Raw genomic sequence first — 21,282 nt, 5'->3', positions numbered from 1 at the left:
CGAAAGTCAGGTTCCGCGCGATCCGCCGGACGTGGTATCGGCTGGGTGCGGGGAGGGGTCCGTTGGAGGGCAGGGGGGTTCCGGCGTCTGCTGGAGGGGGTTGCCCCGGAAAGCCCGGCCGCGTATTTCGCCGCAGCTGAAACTGTTCGCGTTCCCGGGCTCGTGGGCAACACCTTGTTTCCGGTCCGCAACCGCTCCCGTTCGACGGCATTGCTCATGGATGGCCTTGACAGGCCGCCTCTTGCGCTCGGGGTGCGACGCGTGCTCGTCCTCGGCCAGGGGCGAAGCAACTGTCTTCGTTCGCCTGCCGGCGATCGAACGGGGCGTTTCCGGGAACCGAATACCTTCCGGCGAGCAGTTCGAGGGCACGGACGTGGTCAAGACCGAGGCGGCCACCCGGATTCCAGCAATCCGAACACCGACGCCAACGCCGCCCGGGGATCCGCTGCGGTACCGGTCAGATCCGGGATCTCCAGCACGAACCGCGCTAACGCTCGGACCGCCGCGTCGTCCGGGGGCAGCCCGCTTTCCTCGGCCAGTGCCTCGGCCAAGTCGGGTTCGCAGGAATGCCACAGCCGGCGCGCGTATTCGCGCAAAGCGGGCGTCTGCACGATCAGATCCCGTTTCGGGGCGTGCTCCGGCGGCAGTTCGCTCGAGTACGGGCCGCGGGCGGCGAAGAAGCGGTGCAGGGCGGCGAGAACCGGTTCGCCGGGGGCGCGGTCTCGGACCGCGGCGACGATTCCGGCTCGGCGTTCGGATCCGTCGTCGAAGATCAGGGCCTCTTTGCCGTCCGGGACGTGCGCGAAGAGGGTCGCCACGGAGATGTCGGCCTCTTCGGCGATCTGCGCGACGGTCACGCGATCGTAGCCGTGCTTCAGGAACAGCCGCAGCGCGACCTCGTCCAGCCGGCGCCGGGTTTCGAGTTTGCGGCGTTCGCGTCGTCCGGTGTTGACCACGGCCCCCAGTCTACCTAAATCTGAAGTGGGTCTAAAGTCAGAATCACTTCAGGTTTAGGAGGGTGTCATGACAGTGCTGGTGACCGGGGGCAACGCCGGGATCGGCTACTTCGTCGCGGAGCAGCTGGCCGAGGCGGGAGCGGAGGTAGTGCTCGGCAGCCGGGACGCGGCGAAGGCGGAGGTCGCCGTCCGGGTGCTCCGCGAGCGGGTGCCGGACGCGCGGGTGTCGTGGGCGCGGCTGGACCTTGCCGACCTCGCGTCGGTGAAGGGGATCGAGGTCGGGGAACTCGACGCGGTCGTGCTGAACGCGGGGGTGTACCTCGACGGGCCGGAGCGGCGCGAGACCAAGGACGGGCACGAGATGACGTTCGGGGTCAACCACCTCGGGCATTTCGCGCTGACGGCCGCGCTGGGGGACCGGTTGAAACCGGAGGCGAGAATCGTGACGATGGGCAGTTTCGCGGCGAAATCAGCGAAGCTCGATTTCGAGGATCTGCAAAGCAAGCGCGATTATCGGCCGAAAACCGCGTACGAGCGGTCGAAGCTCGCGCAGACGCTGTTCGCGCTCGAGCTGGATCGGCGGCTGCGGGCGGCGGGCAGCAGCAGGCTGAGCGTCGTCGCCCACCCCGGCGGGGCGTTGGACAGCCTGACTCCGGACCGGCCGCCGCTGCACGTGCGGAACAGAAAACTGAGCCTCGCGCGGATTGCCTTGCAGGGCAAGGACGACGGCGCGCGGCCAGCGGTGCGGGCGGCGGTCGGCCCGGATGTCCACAGCGGGCAGATCTGGGGCCCGCGCATGTTCGGCCTCAAGGGAGCGCCCAGGCCGGAACCGGTGCGCGGGCCGTACGCGGATCCCGAGGCGGCTGCCCGGTTGTGGGCGGCGAGCGTGGAACTGACCGGGGTCGAGCCGGGGTTCAGCTGACGTCGATCAGCACCTTCCCGGTGACGCCCTTCTCCGACGCTTCGTGCGCACGAGCGGTTTCCGCCAGCGGGAACCGGTGCACCGGCAGCCCGTGGTCCGGGCCGAGCCGGAGCCCGCCGTCGCGCAGGGCCGCGTTGAGGTCTTCCGCGCCGGCGCGCAGGAGGTCGAATCCGACCGTGTAGAGCACCAGGAACTGGTAGCGGCTGTTGAGCCAGACGTTCTGTCCGAAGTCGACGGTCACCTTCCCGGTGCCGCGGTCGTCGCCGTAGGCCGCGACGACCCCGCGCGGGCGGAGCACCTTGGCGTGCAGGGGAGCGTTCACGCCGACGGCCACTTCCACGATCACGTCGACCCCGTCCGGCGCGATTTCCCGGATCGCCGCGGCGGTGTCGCCTTCGGGGTACCGGACGACATGCTGTGCACCGGCGGCGCGCGCGAGCGCGGCCTTGTCCTCCGTGCTGACCGTGGCGATCACGGTCGCTCCGGCCCAGCGCGCCAGCTGGATCGCCGCGTTGCCGACCGCGCCCGCCCCGCCGCTGACCAGAATCGTCTGCCCGGCCAACGCGTTCGGGGCGAGCCGCTTCGGCCCGTCCTCGGCGACGGTGAGCGCGCGGTGCGCGGTGAGCGCCGGGATCGCGAAAGCCGCGCCCTCGTCGAACCCGACCTCGGCGGGGAGCGGGACGAGCCGGTCGGCCGGGAGCACGGTGTACTCCTGCGCGGTCCCGGACGTCGGCGAATGCGCGGCGGCCAGCAGCAGCCACACCCGGTCGCCCACGGCAAGTCCGTCCACGCCGGTGCCGACCGCGTCCACGACGCCGGCGCCGTCCTGATTCGGCACGGACAACTCCGCCTCGGCGGCGAAACGCGAACCGGAGCGGGCTTTCCAGTCGGTCGGGTTCACCGCGGACACGACGATCCGCACGCGCACCTCGCCCGGCCCCGGTTCCGGCACGGCGAGTTCGGACAACGTCAGCACTTCCGGGCCGCCGAACTGGCGGTAGGTCACAGCTTTCACCCTCGGTGCAATCCACCGGCGGGCGCGGCTATTCCCGCCGGCCGGGTCAGCGTCCGCTGAGCCGCGCGACGACCGGGGCGAAGTCCTCGAGGAACGCGCCGTTCACGCTGAAATACGACACGCCGAGTTCCTCGCGGCGGCGCTGCAGCTCTTCGGCCATCGCGGCCGGACCGCCGCGCAGCAGGGTCAGGGAGTCGTGTTCGACGAGGGTTTCGATGTCGTGCCCGACAAAACCGCGGATCCACGGCGGGATCTGCTCGCCGACGACGAAAATGTTCATCGTCAGCTCGACGTCCCGGCCCCCGGCCGCGGCCCGGACCTCCGCCGCGGCTTCGGCGGTCTCCGCCCGGCTGGCGAGGACGTTCTGGGCAAGGGCGACGATGTCCGCGCGTTCCCCGGCCAGCCGGCGGATTTTCGGCCCGCCCGCAGCGACCATCACCGGCGTGTGCGCGTCGCCGTCGAGCCGGCGCAGGTGCGAGATCGTGTCCGACACCTGGGCCAGCCGCTCCGGGCCGGTGCCGTACGGCAGGCCGATCTCGGCGGCCGCCTCGCGCATCGCGGGGATCCCGGTGCCGATCCCCATCTCGAACCGGCGGTCGGTGAGCTCGCTGAGGCTGTGCGCCTCCCACGCGGCCGCGCGCGGCGTCCGCAGCGGGCTGGCGAACACGAACGTGCCGACCCGCAGTTCGGTCGTCACCGCCGCCGCGACGGCCAGCGCCGCGGTCGGCGTCGGCAGATGGAGATTGTCCGGCGACAACAGTGTCGAGTACCCCAGGTCCTCGGCGCGGCGGGCGGTTTCCCGCCATTTCGCGCTGCCCTCCTGCGCCGCCGCGACGACCCCGAACCGAAATGTTTTTCCCGCCATGGCCCCACGAAACCACGGCTGCCGCACTCGCGCCAGCAACTGCGGCAGCCGGGCGAGTCAGCCGCGCTGGTACTGCTCCCAGGTCAGCTTCGGGTTCACCGCGGGACCGTCGTCCTTGCCGTGGTTGGCGAGGCCGTTCTGCCCGAGGTAGTAGGCACCGACCTGGTGCTGCGCGCCCGAGGACAGATCGGGGTCGTTGACCGCGATCGCGTGGATGTGGTAGCCCCAGTCGCCCTGCGCCGGCGTGCGCACCCAGGCCGCGAACCCGACCTTCCGGAGGTCCTTGGCGAATTCGGTGCGGGTCGCCGACGACATGTTCGCCACCGAAACGTCGAAAGCGCCGCCGCCGTCGTGCGTTCCGGCCGACGCGCCGACGCCGCCCGGGTTGTACGAACCCTGGGTGAGGCCGACCTCCTTGCCGAACAGCTTCTCCGCCGCCTGCAGCATCGCCTTGGTGCGCGTGTTCAGCGTGACGCCGTGATAGGTCACGTGGCTGCCCGCGGACACCACGTTCGACACGGTGTACCTGCCGGCGCCGAGCTTCTCCAGCGACGTCTTGCCGGGCAGGCCGGACGCGTCGAGCCCGGTGTAGCCGAGGGACTTCTGGTACTTCGAGTAGGCGTCGATGGTGGTGGTGCCGAAGTAGCCGTCGACGTACTTGGCGTCCAGCAACCCCTTCGCCTGCAGCGCCTTCTCCACCAGCAGGACGCTGTCGTGCGCGCCCGGCGTCTGCGTGCTGTCGGCGCGCTGCGGGTCGATCTGGGCCGCCAGCAGCACGGCCTCCATGTTCGCCGCCGGCAGCGCGGCGGCTGCGCCCGGAGCGGCGACGGCGACCGTGGCCGCCGCCGCGGCCCCGGCGGTGAGCACTGCGAGTTTCCTGAGCATCCGTGTCCTCCCGGTCCTGATCGGTCCCGGTCGAGGATCGCCGAGCGGGATACACGGGACGTACAAATGCGGCTCGACCTCACTCCAGCCACTCGGTGACGAACCGGTCGTTCTCGTGGATGTGCACGGCCTCGTACGGTTCTGGGCCGAGCGCGACGAACTTGTGCGGCACGTTCGCGGGCGCGACGAGGACGTCCCCGGCGACGCCTTCGCGCTGCTCGCTTCCGATGGTGAACAGCGCGCGCCCGCGCTGGACGACGAAGGTTTCGGGGTAGGGATGCCGGTGCAGCCGGGGGCCGGTGCCGGGCTCGGTGGTGTATTCGCGGATGACGGAGACGCTGGAGCCGACCTCGTAGCCCTCGACGTCCCGGGTGGCGGGTGCTGTCATGTCCGCCAACGTTAGCCCGCCGGACGCGATGCGGAGGCCCTTCGGCGGAATCCGCTCGGAAGCGAAGTCCCTCGCCTGCCTCGGCGCGGCGAGCGCCGCCCGTGCCGCCGGTCGGATGTCTGTCCGGTCGGAACCGGCCAGATCTCTGTCATTCGGTTGACCTCGCCGCCCGCGAGCCGGAAAGGTCGGACAACACGAGGTCTGGGAGGCAGCGTGCGGTACTCAGTCGTGGCAGCGTTGGCGACGGCGGCGGTCGTCGGAGCGGGGACCGTGGCGGCAGCCGCGCCGCAGGCTGGCCTGGTCGGCGATCCGGCGGCATACGCGGATCCGCTCATCGGCACCGGTCGGGGCGGCGCCTCGGTCGGCGAGATCAACAACTTTCCCGGCCCGGCCGCGCCGTTCGGGATGATGCAGTTCTCGCCGGACACCGACGGATCCTACGCGGGCTACCAGTACCACAGCGACAAGATCCGCGGCTTCAGCCTCGACCACGCGTCGGTCGGCTGCAACGCGTTCGGCGACGTCCCGATTCTGCCGGTCACCGGCGACGTCGGGGCGAAACCGTGGGACCGCGTCGAACGCTTCACGCACGACGGCGAGCAGGCCGAGCCGGGCTATTACGCCGTCACGTTTCCCGATTCCGGCGTGCGTACCGAGCTGACGGCGACGACGCGCACCGGCCTCGCCGCGTTCACCTTCCCCACCGGACAGAACGCGCAGGTCCTGGTGAAGGGCGGCGCGAGCCTGGCGGGCAACTCCGCGGCCGGGCTGCGGATCACCGGCGACCGCGAGGTCAGCGGGCAGGCGACCACCGGCCGCTTCTGCGGGAAGCCGAACAACTACACCGTCTATTACGACATCATCTTCGACCGTCCGTTCACCGCGCACGGAACCTGGGACGGCAAAACCGTCCAGCCGGGCAGCGACCAGGCCGACGCGCCGAAAGCCGGGGCGTACCTGACGTTCGGCGACGCCGGCGTGGTGCGCGCGAAGGTATCGATGTCCTATGTGGACGTTCAGGGCGCGAAGAAGAACATGGCCGCCGAGGCGCCGGGCTGGGACTTCGGGGCGGTGCGCCAGAAGACACGGGACGCCTGGCGCGACGCACTGGGGCGGATCCGCGTGGCGGGCAAGGACTCCGCGCAGCTCAAGACGTTCTACACCGCGCTCTACCACAGCCTGATGCACCCCAACACGTTCAACGACGCAGACGGCCGCTACCTCGGCTTCGACAACCAGATCCGCACGCTCCCGGCCGGACACGCGCAATATGCCAACTTCTCCGACTGGGACACCTACCGCTCGCTCGCGCCCCTGCACGGCATGCTGTTCCCGAAGGAAGCCAGCGACATGGCGCAGTCGCTGACGAACGACGCGGTCCAAGGCGGCTGGTGGCCGCGCTGGCCGATGGCCAACGGCTACACCGGGCAGATGACCGGCGACAGCTCGGTCCCGCTGCTGTCGAACCTCTACGCCTTCGGAGCGCGGGACTTCGACGTCAAAACCGCGCTGAAGTACCTGGTCAAGGGTGCGACGTCGGCGGACGAGACGCCGGGCGCGTACCAGGAGCGCCGGGGCATCGCGGACTATCTCGCCCGCGGCTACCTGCCCAACAACGACGCCTCGCGCGGCGACCACGCGCGCGTCGGCGCCTCGATCACGCTGGAATGGTCGATCGACGACTTCGCCATCGCGCAGTTCGCCGGCGCGATCGGCGACCGCGGCGTCGCCCGCGACTTCGCCAAGCGCGGCCAGAACTGGCAGCACCTGTTCAACCCGGCCACCGGTTACCTCCAGCCGCGCGGCCAGGACGGCCGGTTCCCGGACGGCCCGGCCTACCAGCCGCCCGCGCCCGGCACCTTCGGCCAGGACGGGTTCGACGAGGGCAACGCCGCGCAGTACACCTGGCTGGTTCCGCAGAACGCGGCCGGGCTGGTGACCGCGATGGGCGGTCCGGCGGCGGTGTCCGCGCGGCTCGACACGTTCTTCCAGAAGCTCAACGTCGGCCCGAACGAACCGTACATGTGGGCGGGCAACGAACCCGACTTCGGCGTTCCCTGGCTGTACAACCACGTCGGCCAGCCGTGGAAGACGCAGGAGGTGGTGCGCCGGATCGCGACCACGCTGTTCAGCGCGACCCCGGACGGCGAGCCCGGCAACGACGACCTCGGCGCGCAGTCGTCCTGGTACGTCTGGGCCGCGCTGGGGCTGTATCCGGCGACTCCGGGCACGGCGGATCTCACCGTGCACAGCCCGCTGTTCGAACGCGCGGTGCTGACCTTGCCCGGCGGTCGCACGCTGGACATCCGTGCGCCGGGAGCGTCGACGACCACGCAGTACGTGCACGGCCTGGCGCTGAACGGGCATCGGTGGGACCGGACGTCGCTGCCGCAGAACCTGGCACGGGACGGCGGTCGGCTCGACTTCGCGCTGTCCGCGCGGCCGGACCGGAACTGGGCGGCGCACACGCAGCCACCGTCCTATCGAGACGGCGAGGAGCCTTTCGTCGCCTCAGTGGCCAACCAGGTCACCGTCGAACCGGGCGGCTCCGGCACGGTCGCGGTGAACGGCCAGCGGCTCGGCGGGCACCCGCGCTCGCTGAACATCTCGACGTCGGCACCGGCCGGGATCACCGTGTCCGGTCCGCGTTCGGTGGGGCTCGACGACCAGACCGGCGGCGGGAAAACGGAATTGACCGTGACGGCCGCGGCGGGCACTCCCGCGGGTTACTACGAAGTGCCGGTGGCGTTGCGCGGAGCCGGACATTCGGTTTCTTCCTCGGCAATTGTGTTGGTCGCGCCGAAGGGAAGCCTGGCCGCAGCCTTCGACAATGTCGGGATCTCCGACGACGGCGACGGCGGTTCGGCGAATTTCGACGGCGCCGGGAACAGCTATTCGCGGAAAGCTCTCGCCGACGCCGGTCTCGCTCCGGGATCGACCGGACACGCGGCGGGGACGACGTTCGTCTGGCCGGCCGCGCCGTCCGGCCGTCCGGACAACGCGGCGCCGTCCGGGCAGAAGCTCGATCTAAGTGGAACTTCAGCCAGTCGCCTGCTTTTCGTCGGTTCGGCGACGAACGGAGACCATCGGGGGAGCGCGACGGTGGCGTTCACCGACGGCACGACGGCGACCGCCGATCTTTCGTTCGGTGACTGGGTGTTGCCGGGCGGAAACGCCGAACCAGTGTTCGGCAATACGCTCGTCGCCCGCACCGCGCACCGGAATCAGCCCGGCGGCCAGGGAATCGGCGCCTCGGTATACGCCACCTCGCCGCTGGAAATCCCGGCCGGAAAGAAGATCGCGACGGTGACGCTCCCGGCCGATCCGGACCTCCACGTATTCGCTCTCGGTCTCGGGTGAGTTTGTCAAGCGGGATTCCCAGGGTGTGATCTGTTCGGGGCTCCCGGAATTTCTCGGCCCTCTTCGTCGTAAGTGACTGGCGTGCTCACGACGAAGGGGAGTGGCGTGAACGAAACACGCGAAGCGCGCGGCGCGGGCAGCCAGCTGAAGCTGGTGCTCGTGCTGGGCGTTCTGGTGGCACTGGGGCCGCTGTCCATCGACATGTACCTTCCGGCCCTGCCGGACATCACCCGCGAACTGTCGACGACGGAGTCGACCATCCAGCTGACCCTCACCGGAACGGTGCTGGGGCTCGGGCTCGGCCAGCTGGTCGCCGGCCCGCTTTCGGACGCGATGGGGCGGCGGATCCCGCTCGTCGCGGGAAGTTTGATCCACGTGCTCGCGTCGCTGCTGTGCCTGGTGGCGCCGACGGTCGAGCTGCTGAGCGCGGCGCGCGTGCTGCAGGGGCTGGGCGCCGCGGCGGGCGCGGTGCTGGCGCTGGCCGTGGTGCGCGACCTCTACACCGATCGCGCCGCGGCGAAGCTGCTGTCCAAGCTCATCCTGGTGATGGGCGTTTCCCCGGTGCTCGCGCCGACGCTCGGCAGCGCGCTGCTGGCGTGGACGCACTGGCGCGGGGTGTTCGTGGCGCTCGCCGCGATCGGGCTGGCGAGCGGCGTCGCGGCGGCGCTCGCCCTGCCGGAGACTCTGCCGCCCGCGCGGCGGCAGCCGTTCCGGTTCCGGGCGACCGTGCGGTCCTACCGGAGCCTGTTCACTGACCGCTCGTTCGTCGGGCTGGTGCTGGTGGCCGGGTTCGCGATGGCCGGGCTGTTCGCGTTCGTCAGCGGCGGGTCGTTCGTGTTCCAGCAGCAGTACGGGCTGGACCAGCAGCAGTTCGGCCTGATGTTCGGGGCGAGCGCGGTGTGGCTGATCGCCGCGACGCAGGTCAACGCCCGGCTGATGAACCGGTTCGAACCGCACCAGGTGCTGCTTTTCGCGAGCGTCGCGGCGGCGGCCTCGGCCGCGGTGCTGCTGGCGACCGCGCTGACCGGCTTCGGCGGCATGTTCGGCGTCGCGGTGCCGGTGTGGGCGGTGCTGTTCTTCGCCGGGCTGATCCTGCCGAACGCGCCCGCGGTCGCGCTCGACGCGCACGGCGACAACGCCGGGACGGCGGCGTCGCTGCTGGGCGCGGTGCAGTTCGGCGTCGGCGCGGCGGTCTCGCCGGTGGTCGGCCTGCTGGGCAACAACGCGGTCGCGATGGCCACGGTGATGTTCGGCGGACTGGTGGTGTCCGGGCTGGTGCTGTGGCTGATCGCGCGGCCGTGGCAGGGCCGGGCCGTCGAAGAAGCGGACCTGGCCGGCGCCCGGGTGCCGGTAGCGGTCGACTGACTGGGGGTCGTGCGCGGCGTTGCCGGTTCTAACCGGCGACGCCGCGCACGACATCACATGCTGCGCAGCACCGAGACGACCACGCCGAGCACCGTGGCCCGGTCGCCGTCGATCACGTCGTAGGCCGGGTTGCGGGGTTCGAGGTAGACGTGCCCGTCGCGGCGGCGGTAGACCTTCACCGTCGCCTCCTCGTCGATCATCGCGGCGACGATCTGGCCGGAATGCGCCTCGGACTGCTGCTTCACCACCACGATGTCGCCGTCGCAGATCGCCGCGTCGACCATCGAATCGCCGCGCACGCGCAGCCCGAACACAGTGCCGCGGCCGGTGAGCCCGCGCGGCAGCTGCATGACGTCGTCCACGTGCTCCTGCGCGGAGATCGGCGTGCCGGCCGCGATGTCGCCGACCACCGGCACCGGAACGGAGTCGCCGCCGTCGCGCGAGGGGACGTCGCCGAGGAAGGCGCGCACGTCGATCGGCCGCGACATGGTCGAGCTGCGGCGCAGGAAACCCTTGTCCTCCAGCGCGGCGAGATGCTTCGACACCGACGACGTCGACCGCAGCCCGACCGCTTCGCCGATCTCGCGCGTGCTCGGCGAATACCCGTGCCTGCCCACCCAGTCCCGGATGGTGGCGAGGATGCGCTGCTGCCGCTCGGGCAGGGCCGAAGCGTCGAGGTGGTCGAAGACGTCGTCGTAGGCGGTCACGGGCCGATCGTAGAGGGCGTCCGGGCCGGTCGCGGGGACCGGGGGCGTTGTTCCACTGTGGACTGTGGATGCGCTTGGTAGAGTTGTCCCTCCGGAGGGTGACGGAGGGGACCGGGATGACTCAGCCGGTGATGCGGCCGAAGGTGACGGGGATCGGCATCGCGGTGGCGGTGTTGCTCGCAGTGCTGGAGATTTACGCGGCATACGGGGGTATCGGGTCGATCATCCACCTCGTGCGAAGCGGAAGCAATGTCGGCGTCCACACGTACGTCTCGGTGCTTTCCGGCTTGCTGGCGATTGTGGTTCTCGCGGGTGTCGGGATGGTTCTCGCGCGGCGGCAATCGGTCGGGCGCATTCTGCTGTGGGGCACGCCGGTGCAGCTGTTGTGTGCGCTGGTCCTGCTGATCTCTTATCGTTCTTGGGAAGAGAGTGTCGCGTTCGGCTTGATGACGATCCTGGCGGTGGTGCTGTGGCTGCCCGCGGTGTCGGCGAAGACGCCTCCGCCCGCGGGATACGGAATGCCTTACGGGGCACAGGTTCCGGGGATGCCGCAGTATCCGGGGCAGGTTCCGATGGGACAGCAATACCCGGGACAGCAGTATCCGCAGCCGGGTCCGGTTCCGCCGCAGTATCCGCCGCAGTACGGCGCGCCGGGCATGCCGCAGCAATACCCGCCTTATCCGCAGCAGCAGCCGTATCCGCAGCAGCCGATGCCGGGGCAGTGGCCCGCCTCCGGCCCGCCGCAGCAGGGGTGGCCGGGCCAGTGATCACTGCCCGGCGAAGCGCCGCTGCTCGTCGGTGACCTCGGCGAGGACGCGTTTGAACTCCGCGTACTCGTCCCGCCCGAGCCGCTGTGCGTGCCGGTTCTCGATCGCGGCGAGAATGCGGGTCGAGGCCGCGGTCATGGCCTGGCCGCGTTCGGTCGGGCAGACCAGTTTCGCGCGCCGGTCGGCCGGGTCGGGACGGCGTTCGACGTAGCCGAGCGTCGCGAGTTCGTCGACCATCGTGCCGATGACCTGCTTGCGCCGTCCGGACCGGCGGGACAGCTCGGTCGCGCGCGCCCCGTCCGGGCCGAGGTAGGCGAGCACCGCGCCGTGCCGCGGGCTCAGGTCGCCGAAACCCTCGGCGGCCAGCGCCGTGAACAGCTCCCGCTGCACCGCGAACAACAGCCGCCCGGCGAGCATGCCGAGGTCGGGCTGCGCGGGCGCTCGGGAGTCGGGCACGGCGCAGATCGTAGCGCGGGCTCAGGACCGCCGGGGAAGCACGCAGAATTCGTTGTCTTCGGGGTCTTTCAGCACGATCCAGTGGTCGTTTTCCGCGTCTTCCACGACTTTCGCGCCGAGCGTGACCAGGCGGGCCACCTCGTCGCGCTGCTCCACCGTGTCCGGCGCGATGTCCAGGTGCAGCCGGTTCTTGACCGTCTTCCCCTCGGGCACCGGCTGGAACAGCAGAGACGGCCGGTCCGGTGCCTTCAGCTCGACGTAGGTGAGTCCATGGCTGTCCGTCCACCGCTCGGCCCGCGGATAGCCCATCGCTTCCCGCCAGAATTCGGCGAGCGCGTCGGCGTCTCGGCAGTCGATGGCGACGGCGATCAGGTGGCTGCTCATGATCGGGGAACTACCCGCGATCGGCCGCGGTCATGCCCGGGACCTTGTCTGTCTGCAGCGGACCGTCAATGCGGGTGGGCGAGCAGCGTGCCGAGACCGGGTCCGGCGGCCGGCCGGCCGAGCAGGGTGAGGCAGTGCCAGAGCGTCACCTGCGTCGCGGTGAGCACGGGTTTGCCCGCGCGCTTTTCGAGTTCGGCCAGCAGCGGCGCGGTGTGCAGGGCGGTCTCCGGGAGCAGGACGGCCTGGGCGTCGGAGGAGGCCGCGGAATCGACCAGCTCGCGGATGCGGTCGCTGTCCCAGGCGGCCAGGTCGCGGTCCGAACCGGCGTCGGCCGACACGGCGCGCACGGTGGCGATGTCTTCCTCGGCGAGGAACGCCGAGAACGCGTCGGTGATCTCGGGCGCGTACACCGAGGCGAGCGAGATCCGCTTGAGGCCGAGCCGGTGCGCCGCGGCGAGAAACGCCAGCGACGTGCTGCTCGCCGGGACGCCCAGCGCGTCCGTCAGCGCGTCGGTCTGGGTTTTGGCCACCGCGACGCCGTCGATGAAGCTGCAGCTCGCGCACGCCCAGCTGACCACGCGCGGGGACGACGTGAAGGTCGCGGCCGTCCGCACCAGCCGGTCCGGCTCGCTGAGCTCTCGCACGGCGGTCTGGACGTTCCCCCGATCGACCGCCCGCCGGGCCCAGGGCACGTAGGCGAACTCCACGCCGGGCCGGGCGTCCAGGCACCCGGCCAGTGCGGTGAAGTCGTCCTCGGCGCAATCGCGAGTGGGATACAGCAGACCGATCATCTCGGGCAGTGTCGCACTTGATCGCCCGGTCGGCAGAACTTCAGGAGCCGGGGCCGGAGTAGATCTCCGCGGCGGGCGGGGCATTGGCCGGACGGGGGTCGCCCAGGTCGAATTCCATCGCGCCCTGCTCCACGGACTCGTACCGCACCAGGGAGTAGGTCGTGCCGAAGCGGCCGAGGTAGATCGCCTTGCTGCCGTTGCGGTACCGCACCGCCGGAGTCCCCGCCAGGTCGACGGGTTCGCCCGCGGCGTAGCCGGGGCGGTCGAGATCGTCGGACAGGGCGCTGAGGAAGGCAGCGCAGTCCAGGAAGCCCTTCAAACTCGCGCCGCGACCGTGGAGCAGCGGAGCGTCCACCGACAGCCACTTGCCGTCCATGCTCGACAGGGTCCCGGCGGGCACCCCGGCGATCTTGGTCAACCCGTTGGTGACCTTGATCCACATCTTGTCGTCGACGCGCACGAGCGACAGCACCGCGCCGTCCTGTTCGAGCGTGCCGCTCGAACTGTCCTTGTTGAGCTGCAGGTCGACCTTGATGCCGTCGGTGTTGGTGCCCTTGACGTGGACGGCCCTCGCCACGCTCAGCTCGTTCGCGACGGTGTCGCCGACGGTCGCGGCGTCGGGCGGAGCGTCGAACGGCTTGCCCGGCGAACTCGACGGCGCGCCGGCCAGCGACTGGGCGGGACTGGTCCCGGAGCCGGAGCAGGCGGCGCACGCGAAGGCGACCGCGATGGCGCCGCAGCACAGGAGAAAACGGGGGCGAATCATGCGGTTTCCGTTCAGGAGAGGCCGGGACGTCCCCGGGCGCATCCGCTTATCGGCTGGATCCGGAGTCCGTTACGGCTGGTCCGTCCTGGACCGGGGGATTACCGGTCCGCGGCGGCCTCGCGTTCCCGAACGGCGCGGGAACGCGAGGCCGTCCGGTCACGAGCCGGGGCCGGAGTAGATCTCCGCGGCGGGCGGGGCCTGCGCCGGGACCGGCTCGTCCCAGCCGCTGAACTCCATCAGGCCTTCCTCCGGCGACTCGAGCCGCAGCAGGCGGTGCGAGCCGGCGGCCTCGAGGAAGATCGTCCGGCTGCCGTTCTGGTACTTCAGCGCCGGGGCGCCCGCGACGTCGGCGGGTCCGGCCGCGGTGTAGCCGGGTTTGTCGGCGTCGTCGGCCATCGAGCCGACGAAGACGTCGTAGTCCAGGAACAGCTTGAACGCCTCGCCCATGCCCTGGGCCATCGGGGAGTCGAGCGACACCCACTTGTCGCTCACGATCGCGGCGGCCTCGGCGGGCACGCCGGCCGCCTTGGCCAGCGACTTGCTGAACTTCATCCAGACCTTGTCGCCGACGCGCCGCACCGGCACCTCGACGCCGTCCTTCTCGATCGAGCCGCTCACGCTGTCCTTGTTGAACTGCATGTCGACCTTCATCTTGCCGTCTTCGCTCTTCGAGCCCTTGACGTGCACCGCGGTCGACTTCTTCATCGCGGCCTTGACCGTTTCGCCGACGGTCGCGGCGTCGGGCGGGGCGGCGGACGGCGCGGACGGCGAGGTCGCGGCCGGGCTGGCGGGCGGCGGGGCGGTGCCGCCGCCGGAGCCGGAGCAGGCGGTGCCCGCGAGCGCGGCGGCGGCCACCGCGGCACCGCAACGCAGGAGGAGACGGTTCGAGACCGGGCGAATCATGCGAGTTCCGTTCGGGCCAGGCCCAGGACGGCCCCGGGCGCATCCGGTTATCGCCTGGATCCGGGGTTCGTTACGGCTTGTCCGGTTTCGTCACGGATCCGTGCCTCACGGCCGAGTCCACAGTGGACGCATCAGCCTCAGCTGGCGGCGCGGGTCGCGGCGAATCCGGGGTGCGGCAGCCGCTGCGGACGGCCGTCCGGGTGGTACTCGAAATGCCACCATTCGTTGTCGTACACGCGATACAGGCCGAACCGTCCACCGTGGACTTCGAGCCATTGCGCGCCTTCGTACGGCCGCACGTCGAGCGCGACGCCGCGCACGTGCTGCGATTGCGCGGGCGGGAGCGTGAGGTGCAGGGCGAGCTCGTGCGAACCGGCCCGCCGGACTTCGGCGCGGAACAGATCCGCCTGCGTCGCGGCGTCCCGGTGGCCCGACGTCAGGCCGAGCAGGATTCCGTGCCGCCACAAGGCTTCGGTGCGCGCCGCGGTGAACGCGGCGTACGTGCCCGGCGTGAGCCCGGCGAGGTTTTCGGCCGGGTAGCGGGCCCCCAGCGCCCACTGGCACGCGACGTGCCGGGCCCGGCCCCGCGCGACCACCCACGCGACCGGCACGAAAAGCACCGCGAGCACGTGGGTGACCACTCGGTAGATTCCGGTCACTGCAACGCCTTCACGACCGCCGCGGCGGCCTGCGCGATGAGCTTGTCGTCGGTCTTGGCGTCCTTCTGGGGTCGGTCGGACAGCACGGCGAGCACGATCGGCGCGCGGCGCGGCGGCCAGAGCACGGCGATGTCGTTGCGCGTGGCGTAGTCGGCGGTCCCGGTCTTGTCCGCGACCTGCCAGTCCGCGGGCACGCCGGCGCGGATCACGTGCGCGCCGGTCGTGTTGGCGCGCATGATCTTGGTGAGCACGGCCTGCTTGTCCGCCGGGAGTCCCGCGTCGAGCGCGACAGCGCGCAGGTCCTTGGCCCAGACTCGCGGGGTGGTCGTGTCCCGGACGTCACCAGGGCTCGTCTCGTTGAGAGCGGGCTCGATGCGGTCCACGCGGGTGACCGTATCCCCCAGCCGGCGAAGCTCCGCAGCCAGCCCGGCGGGACCGCCGATTTCGCCGAACATGACGTTATCCGCCGTGTTGTCGCTGTAACGCAGCGCAGCGTCGAGGACGCTCTGTAACGACATTTGCTCCCCGGTGTGCTTCTCCGTAATCGGGGAATTGGGCACGAGATCGCTTTGCCGAATCGTGACCGTCCGGGCGAGATCGTCCCCGCGGTGCAGGATGGCTGCCGCGTTGAACACCTTGTGCGTGGAAGCGTAGGCAAACCGGTCGTCGGCGTGGTAGGCGACTTCGCGCCCGTCGCCGGTGTCGATCGCGTAGACGCCGAGCCGGGCGTCGAAAGCCTTCTCCAGCGCGGCGAAATCCGGCTGGGCGACCGTCTTCGCGGCGGCCGGCGCGGCGGACCGCGCCGAACTCGCCGGGGCGTCCGATGGTGCCGGTGCGGCACACGAGGCTAGCGTGACCAATGCGAGAGAGGCCAGGGTCAGCCTGCGGAACACGGGGTTCTCCCTCCGAAGTCGATCATCTCCTCCGGCAGCGTGCCCCCGGCCGGTTCATGCGGTCCAAGACACTTTTGTGCGACTTCATGCGCATCTGGCATAAGCTCAGGTCGTGGACTTGGTCGGCTGCTGCAAGGCGTTCGTGAGCGTGACCGAAGCGGGGAGTTTCACCGGCGGCGCGGCGGCCGCGCGGATTCCGCAGCCGGTGGCGAGCCGCCGGATCGCGGCGCTCGAGAAGCACCTGGGGGAGCGGCTGTTCGACCGGTCGACGCGGCGGGCGCGGCTCACGCCGTTCGGCCGGGACCTGCTGCCGTCCGCGCAGCGCCTGGTCCGGCTCGCCGAGGCGATGGAGCACGACGCCCGGCGCGCGCGGCGGCGGCCGTTGCGGCTGGCGGTCCCGGACACGTCGACCACTCGCGATCTCGCCGAACTCGAGGCGCAGGCGCGGACGGTCGAGGTGTTCCTGGAGTTTCGCGTCGCCGGTCCGGCGGAGCGGGCCGAGCTGGTGCGGACGCAGGAGGTGCGGGCCGCGCTCGTCGCGGTGCCGCCGGAGGACGGGGTGTGGAAGGTGCCGCTCGGAGTGGCCGGCGAGGCCGAGCCGGACGAAGCCGTGGTGTACCTGGAAACGCTGCGCGCCGGACGCGCGGCCGGGGCGCGCCGCCGGGTGTGGGTGCAGCCGGAGGACGACGTGCCGCACGTCCGCGACCGGGTGTTCCGCGCACGGGACGCGGCCGGGTTGCTGCCCGCGCAGGTCGAGGTCGCCGGGACGCTGACGACGGCCGCCGCGAGCGTGATCGGGTCGGCGGATCTGCTGCTGTGCTCGGCGGATCAGGCGCGGGAGCTGGGGCTGGCGTGGCGTCCGGTGGGCGGAGTGCGGCTCGCGCGCGGCTACGACGTCGCGGCCGGGCTGGGCGACGACGTGGACCGGGTGCGGGAGCCGCTGCGCGCGGCGATCGCCCGCTGTCTCGGCGCGACTGTTGCGGCAGACTGGTGCCGTGAACACTGAGGCGCTGCTGGCGCGGCTGCGGGACGAACTCGACGAGGGCGGGCTGCGCGGCTCGTTCCTCGTCCGCGACCTCGGGTCCGGCCGCGAGATCGGGATCGAGCCCGATCTGGAGTTCGCGACCGCGTCGCTGGTCAAGGTCCCGCTCGTGGCGGTGACCCAGGACCGGATCCGGCGCGGCGAACTGGACGGCGCGCGGCAGGTGGAGGTCGAACCCGGCCGGGCGCGGAACGCCGGACCGACCGGGCTGGCCCGCTTCCGGCATCCGGCGCGGGTGGCGCTGGACGACCTGATGTACCTGGCCTCCGCGATCAGCGACAGCGCGGCGGCCGACGCGTTGTTCGCCCTCACCTCGCCCGCGGAGGTCACGCGGACGGTGCGGGAGTGGGGCATCACGGGCCTCTCGGTGCGGCATTCGCTGAGCGAGCTGAACGACACCCCGCTCGAACGGTTCGACGCGACCGAAGCACACCTCGCGCATTCGCTGGCGATCGGCGCGGTGACCGAGGGACGGGGACACCCGGTGCGGCAGCTGGACGTTTCCCGGGCGAGCTCCGGGTCGGCGCGCGCCTTCGCCGATTTGCTGACCGCGTTGTGGACACCGTCCAAAATAGACCCGGACACCGCCGCGCGGGTGCGGCAGCTGATGGGCGAAAACCTGCTGCGCCAACGGTTGGCGCCGGATTTCGCGTCGGATTCCGCGAAGTGGTCGTCGAAAACCGGGACGCTGGTCAATCTGCGGCACGAGATCGGGGTGGTGGAGCATGCGGACGGCCAGGTGTTCGCGGTCGCCGCGCTCACCGAATCCCGCGTACCGGCGGCGATTCAGCCGGAGGCGGAGATCCTGATGGCCCGGGTCGCCCGCTCGCTGCGCGACCACCTGCGCGCACGCGGCTGACCGGCGGCCGGATCCGCCCTCGCGGCGAATCCGGCCTTCCCCGCGTCAGGCCAGGCCCAGCAGGGTGAGGATGAGAACGATTCCGTGCGTCTGCATTTCCCGCACCTCCCTTCCGGATCCAGGCACGGAAAAAACCAGCCGCGAAATGGTATTTCGTGGCTTTCGGGTTTTCCCGTGATTCTCGGCGAACCGCCCGGAACGAGCGGCGTGCACCCAGAATGCGATCCGGGAAGGAGTGCGGAAAGGGGTTTCCTGTTTCCTCGGCGAGGAGGAAACGCTTGTCGCTGACGTGACCTGCGTTAGCGGAGGATGGGGTTTCCCAGGCCAGTCCGGGGGGATTCGGGCCGCTGGACTGGGAATGGTCTAGGCGGCGGATTTCTCCGTCGAGGGCGATGTCCGTGCTGTTCCCCCCGTGGTCCGCTTTCGGCGCTCGCGCCCGCCGGGGCTTTGGCCATAGGCCTCAACGACAGTGGGAAAATGGCGAACGACTCGCTGTTCGCTGGACCCGGTCGATCCGGCGGTGCTGCTCACCCCGGCGGACGGCAAGCGGGCGCGGATCTCGGTGATCACCAGCTGCAGATGGAGGTGCTCGCGCGGGCGGAGGGGTGAAACAGCGGCCCGGGCCCGGGGATCCGTCCGGGTCCGGGCCGCTGCGGATCAGACGCCCGCGACCGACTGGATCCAGTCGCGGTAGCGGGTGACGTTGATGTAGGCGGTGTAGGACTGGCGGTCGCTGGTGGAGGCGACGCCGACCTGCTTGCCGTTCGCGTACATCGGGCCGCCGGAGTCGCCGCCTGCGGTGATGCCGTCGCCGCGGTTGGCGCACACCGAGACGCCGGCCGCGCCGTCCGGGCAGTCGACCGAGGTGACCTGGACGTTCGCCACCTTCAGCACCTGCGACTGGCAGTTGATCTCCGGCTGGTCGGTGCAGGTCGCGCCCCAGCCGTAGACCTGCGCGGTGTCGCCGACGTTGACGTCGCCCGCGGTGCCGAGCGGCGCGTACTCGGTCTGGACCTTCTGGTCGATCTGCACCAGCGAGATGTCCGCGTCAGGGGAGTCGTGCACCGACGTCGCGGAGACCTCGGTGCCCTGGGTCTGGTCGAGGCTGCCGACGTGGAAGGTGATCTGCTTGCCGCCGGCGCCCTGCGTGCAGTGCCGAGCGGTCAGGATCCAGTCGGGCGCGATGATCGTGGCGGAACAGAGTTCCTGGCCGCCGGCGAACATCCGGGCGGCGGCGTGCAGGGAGTCGGCGGTGCTGCCGTCGATGATGGCGGGCTGGGCGGGAGCGGCCGCGGCCGGGGAGGCCGCGGCGACGGCGGCGAAGGCCAAGCCGGACAGGACTGCGGCGGTACGCGCGATTCGCACTGGGGATCAACTCCGGTGGGTACGGGGAGTAGCGGTCAGGTACTGACCCACCGTCGTGAATGTCGGTAAATGACGGAACCCGCCGAAGGTTTGGGCCCGCTCAGTTCCCGACTTTCGTCGTAGGTCAAGCGGTGCAGCCCGCGCCGGATCGGTGCGGACGCGGACTGTGAGCGCGGTCACCATGCCTCGAGGTCCAGAATGGTGTCGGGTGGACGAGCGGGTGCGACGGGCCCCGCCTGGACAGGGAGTGCAGCACGCGGATGGAAGCCGGCTCACAGGGATCGGCACGGCTGAAGTCGTCGTACCGCTACGACGACCTCGACGTGCTCACGCTGCTGCTGGCGGGGGAGCTCGACGCCGGCACCGCGCTGGTGGTGGTGCGGGCGGTGACGTTCGCGCTGGCCAAACGCCCGATGGCGCTCGTGCTGGACCTGACCGGGCTGACCGAGCTCACCGACGCGGGCGTGCACGTCCTGCGGGCCGCGCAGGACCGCGCGGCCGCCGAGGGCGTGGTGCTGCGGCTGCTCGCGGACCCCTCCGGCGCGGCGGGCCGCCGGCTCGCCGAAACCGGGATGACCGGGGTGTTCGACATCTACCCGGACCGCACCGCGGTGCGCGTGGAGACCGACCGGATCGCGTTCCTGCGCCGGATGAAGCGGCGGCTCGACGCGGGCTGAGCCGGTCCCGGACCCGGCGTTCCCGGCCCGTCCGAAGCGCCCGAGGTGGCCCGAGCGGGTGAACTTCGGAAAGTTCTTCGCCGGTGGTCCGGACCAGTGCGGGGACGTTGCGTTTTCACGCGAGCAGTGTTTCGGCGAGTACTAGTTCGCGGATCGAGTCGTGCAGTTTCGCCAGCGCGCGGCGTTGCGTCACCCGGACGGTGCGGGTAAGGACCGATCGGATCGTGTTCCTGCGCTGGATGCAGTGTTGGCTCGAAGCGGGTGAGCCGCTCCGGCCGCGGGCCTGCTCGTGCTCGGCGAGGCGGCCCGCGCGGGTGAACTTCGGGGATTGTTTCGGGCGTGGTCCGGACCAGTGCGGGCGATGGCGGGAATTCACGCCAGCAGTGTTTCGGCGAGTCCCTGCTCGCGGATCGAGTCGCGCAGTTTCGCCAGCGCGCGGCATTGCGTCACCCGGACGTTGCCCGGCGAGATCCCCAGCGCCTTCGCCGTTTCGGCCGACGTCAGGCCGACGACGACGCGCAGCGTCAGGATTTCCTGCTGCAGCTTCGGCATTCCGGCCAGCAGCCTGCCGAGCGAGGCGCCGAGGTCGGCGGTCAGCGTGTGCGATTCGGGGCCGTCGCCGAGATCGGGGTTTTCCGGGACGTCGGACACCGGCCGCGAACGGTCGCGCGACACCGCGCGGAACGCGTCGGCCACCTTGTTCGCCGCGATCGCGCGCACCAGGTGCAGGAAGGATCCGCCGCGGTCCTCGTAGCCCGGCACCGCCTGCAGGACCGCGATGCACACTTCCTGCGCGACGTCGTCGGCCGACAGATACGACAGGTCGCGTCCGCCGATGCGGGCGCGACAGTAGCGCGCGATGACCGGTTTCAGCAGCTCCAGCAGTTCCGGAGCCGCGCCGGGGACGCCGTCGCGGGCCGCGCGGACCACGGTTTCCAAGCGCTGCGCGAGCGCCGACGGGCGCGGCAGCGCGGCGAGCGGGACATAGCCTTCGACCGGTTCGGGCACGGTGGCGGTGGGCATAGGGGGCGTTCCTTTCGTACGGGCGGCCGCGGTGGTCTCGCCCGCTCGATCCGGGAGTCGGGCGCCCGGGTGCGGACGTTGCGCCCGCGCAGGTGTTGTCCAGCTTCTGTCCGTTGCCCGGCAACGGAATCCGCGCCGACCTGGACAGATCTTGGACAGGTTCCGTCCGCCGGTAGCGCGGCTCGGGGCGGAGCCGATCCCGGTGCGGTCGGAGAAATCCCGGCCGGGAAGGGG

Annotated in this window: 24 protein-coding genes; 8 read left to right on the top strand and 16 right to left on the bottom strand. The window is 71.0% G+C overall.

What is annotated here, in order from left to right; all coding sequences use genetic code 11:
* Positions 1-377 precede the first annotated feature (377 nt).
* The gene (locus L942_RS04445) at positions 378-956 is read right to left on the bottom strand and encodes a TetR/AcrR family transcriptional regulator (protein WP_037355230.1); all 579 of its coding nucleotides are present in this window, start codon (positions 954-956) and stop codon (positions 378-380) included.
* A 67-nt stretch (positions 957-1,023) separates the two neighbouring features.
* Here L942_RS04445 and L942_RS04440 point away from each other — a divergent pair, with 67 nt between their 5' ends.
* The gene (locus L942_RS04440) at positions 1,024-1,878 is read left to right on the top strand and encodes an SDR family NAD(P)-dependent oxidoreductase (RefSeq protein WP_037355228.1); all 855 of its coding nucleotides are present in this window, start codon (positions 1,024-1,026) and stop codon (positions 1,876-1,878) included.
* Here L942_RS04440 and L942_RS04435 read toward each other — a convergent pair.
* From L942_RS04435 to L942_RS04420, 4 genes are all read right to left on the bottom strand, one after another.
* Positions 1,871-2,893, bottom strand: a complete 1,023-nt coding sequence (locus L942_RS04435; protein ID WP_037355227.1) for an NADPH:quinone reductase — start codon at positions 2,891-2,893, stop codon at positions 1,871-1,873. The two genes, L942_RS04440 and L942_RS04435, sit on opposite strands and share 8 nt — an antisense overlap.
* A gap of 46 nt (positions 2,894-2,939) precedes the next feature.
* Positions 2,940-3,758 (bottom strand): LLM class flavin-dependent oxidoreductase, encoded by an 819-nt coding sequence (locus L942_RS04430; RefSeq protein ID WP_037355224.1) that lies wholly within the window; start codon positions 3,756-3,758, stop codon positions 2,940-2,942.
* A gap of 57 nt (positions 3,759-3,815) precedes the next feature.
* Positions 3,816-4,643: a peptidoglycan-binding domain-containing protein gene (locus tag L942_RS04425; RefSeq protein WP_037355222.1), complete on the bottom strand. Its 828-nt coding sequence runs from the start codon at positions 4,641-4,643 to the stop codon at positions 3,816-3,818.
* Between the two features lie 79 nt (positions 4,644-4,722).
* The gene (locus tag L942_RS04420) at positions 4,723-5,031 is read right to left on the bottom strand and encodes a cupin domain-containing protein (protein ID WP_037355220.1); all 309 of its coding nucleotides are present in this window, start codon (positions 5,029-5,031) and stop codon (positions 4,723-4,725) included.
* Positions 5,032-5,244: 213 nt separating this feature from the next.
* Between L942_RS04420 and L942_RS04415 the strand changes: the two genes are divergently transcribed.
* Both L942_RS04415 and L942_RS04410 read left to right on the top strand, forming a co-directional pair.
* On the top strand, positions 5,245-8,391 hold the full coding sequence (locus L942_RS04415; RefSeq protein WP_235078893.1) for a GH92 family glycosyl hydrolase: 3,147 nt from the start codon (positions 5,245-5,247) through the stop codon (positions 8,389-8,391).
* A gap of 105 nt (positions 8,392-8,496) precedes the next feature.
* A complete protein-coding gene (locus L942_RS04410) occupies positions 8,497-9,756 on the top strand; it encodes a Bcr/CflA family multidrug efflux MFS transporter (RefSeq protein ID WP_037355216.1) in 1,260 nt (419 codons plus the stop codon).
* A 53-nt stretch (positions 9,757-9,809) separates the two neighbouring features.
* Here the strand turns inward: L942_RS04410 and lexA are convergent, their stop codons facing one another.
* Positions 9,810-10,463 (bottom strand): transcriptional repressor LexA, encoded by a 654-nt coding sequence (lexA, locus tag L942_RS04405; protein ID WP_037355214.1) that lies wholly within the window; start codon positions 10,461-10,463, stop codon positions 9,810-9,812.
* Between the two features lie 116 nt (positions 10,464-10,579).
* Here lexA and L942_RS41900 point away from each other — a divergent pair, with 116 nt between their 5' ends.
* Complete coding sequence (locus L942_RS41900; RefSeq protein ID WP_051165711.1) at positions 10,580-11,230, top strand: hypothetical protein; 651 nt, start codon at positions 10,580-10,582, stop codon at positions 11,228-11,230.
* On the opposite strand, the gene L942_RS04395 is transcribed toward L942_RS41900, so the two are convergent.
* The 7 genes from L942_RS04395 to bla form a co-directional block, all read right to left on the bottom strand.
* Positions 11,231-11,686 (bottom strand): MarR family winged helix-turn-helix transcriptional regulator, encoded by a 456-nt coding sequence (locus L942_RS04395; RefSeq protein WP_037355211.1) that lies wholly within the window; start codon positions 11,684-11,686, stop codon positions 11,231-11,233.
* A 21-nt stretch (positions 11,687-11,707) separates the two neighbouring features.
* Positions 11,708-12,070 carry a VOC family protein gene (locus L942_RS04390; RefSeq protein ID WP_081654933.1) on the bottom strand — a complete coding sequence of 121 codons (363 nt, stop codon included), beginning with the start codon at positions 12,068-12,070 and terminating at the stop codon, positions 11,708-11,710.
* A 65-nt stretch (positions 12,071-12,135) separates the two neighbouring features.
* On the bottom strand, positions 12,136-12,861 hold the full coding sequence (locus tag L942_RS04385; protein ID WP_037355208.1) for a maleate cis-trans isomerase family protein: 726 nt from the start codon (positions 12,859-12,861) through the stop codon (positions 12,136-12,138).
* 40 nt (positions 12,862-12,901) lie between these two features.
* On the bottom strand, positions 12,902-13,627 hold the full coding sequence (locus tag L942_RS04380) for a hypothetical protein (RefSeq protein WP_051165710.1): 726 nt from the start codon (positions 13,625-13,627) through the stop codon (positions 12,902-12,904).
* A 156-nt stretch (positions 13,628-13,783) separates the two neighbouring features.
* Positions 13,784-14,530, bottom strand: a complete 747-nt coding sequence (locus L942_RS04375; protein WP_037355206.1) for a hypothetical protein — start codon at positions 14,528-14,530, stop codon at positions 13,784-13,786.
* Positions 14,531-14,667: 137 nt separating this feature from the next.
* Positions 14,668-15,189: a D-alanyl-D-alanine carboxypeptidase family protein gene (locus tag L942_RS04370; RefSeq protein WP_037355204.1), complete on the bottom strand. Its 522-nt coding sequence runs from the start codon at positions 15,187-15,189 to the stop codon at positions 14,668-14,670.
* The gene (gene bla / locus L942_RS04365) at positions 15,186-16,082 is read right to left on the bottom strand and encodes a class A beta-lactamase (protein ID WP_037355202.1); all 897 of its coding nucleotides are present in this window, start codon (positions 16,080-16,082) and stop codon (positions 15,186-15,188) included. The genes L942_RS04370 and bla overlap by 4 nt, the downstream gene beginning before the upstream one ends.
* A gap of 112 nt (positions 16,083-16,194) precedes the next feature.
* Between bla and L942_RS04360 the strand changes: the two genes are divergently transcribed.
* From L942_RS04360 to L942_RS45805, 3 genes are all read left to right on the top strand, one after another.
* Positions 16,195-17,088 carry a LysR family transcriptional regulator gene (locus L942_RS04360; RefSeq protein WP_037355200.1) on the top strand — a complete coding sequence of 298 codons (894 nt, stop codon included), beginning with the start codon at positions 16,195-16,197 and terminating at the stop codon, positions 17,086-17,088.
* Positions 17,078-17,983: a serine hydrolase gene (locus L942_RS04355; protein WP_037355198.1), complete on the top strand. Its 906-nt coding sequence runs from the start codon at positions 17,078-17,080 to the stop codon at positions 17,981-17,983. Before L942_RS04360 ends, L942_RS04355 begins: the two co-directional genes overlap by 11 nt.
* A 477-nt stretch (positions 17,984-18,460) precedes the next feature.
* Positions 18,461-18,592, top strand: a complete 132-nt coding sequence (locus L942_RS45805) for a hypothetical protein (protein WP_268745706.1) — start codon at positions 18,461-18,463, stop codon at positions 18,590-18,592.
* A gap of 48 nt (positions 18,593-18,640) precedes the next feature.
* On the opposite strand, the gene L942_RS04350 is transcribed toward L942_RS45805, so the two are convergent.
* Complete coding sequence (locus L942_RS04350) at positions 18,641-19,348, bottom strand: S1 family peptidase (RefSeq protein ID WP_037355196.1); 708 nt, start codon at positions 19,346-19,348, stop codon at positions 18,641-18,643.
* 260 nt (positions 19,349-19,608) lie between these two features.
* Here L942_RS04350 and L942_RS04345 point away from each other — a divergent pair, with 260 nt between their 5' ends.
* Complete coding sequence (locus tag L942_RS04345) at positions 19,609-20,025, top strand: STAS domain-containing protein (RefSeq protein ID WP_037355195.1); 417 nt, start codon at positions 19,609-19,611, stop codon at positions 20,023-20,025.
* Positions 20,026-20,140: 115 nt separating this feature from the next.
* Here the strand turns inward: L942_RS04345 and L942_RS04340 are convergent, their stop codons facing one another.
* On the bottom strand, positions 20,141-20,401 hold the full coding sequence (locus L942_RS04340) for a hypothetical protein (protein ID WP_037355192.1): 261 nt from the start codon (positions 20,399-20,401) through the stop codon (positions 20,141-20,143).
* The gene (shbA, locus tag L942_RS04335; protein ID WP_037355190.1) at positions 20,398-21,048 is read right to left on the bottom strand and encodes an RNA polymerase sigma factor ShbA; all 651 of its coding nucleotides are present in this window, start codon (positions 21,046-21,048) and stop codon (positions 20,398-20,400) included. Before shbA ends, L942_RS04340 begins: the two co-directional genes overlap by 4 nt.
* Positions 21,049-21,282 lie beyond the last annotated feature (234 nt).

Origin of the sequence: Amycolatopsis orientalis DSM 43388, assembly GCF_000411975.1 — a bacterium.
GTDB classification, from domain to species: Bacteria; Actinomycetota; Actinomycetes; order Mycobacteriales; family Pseudonocardiaceae; genus Amycolatopsis; species Amycolatopsis orientalis_D.
This window is presented reverse-complemented; position numbering and strand designations above follow the sequence as displayed.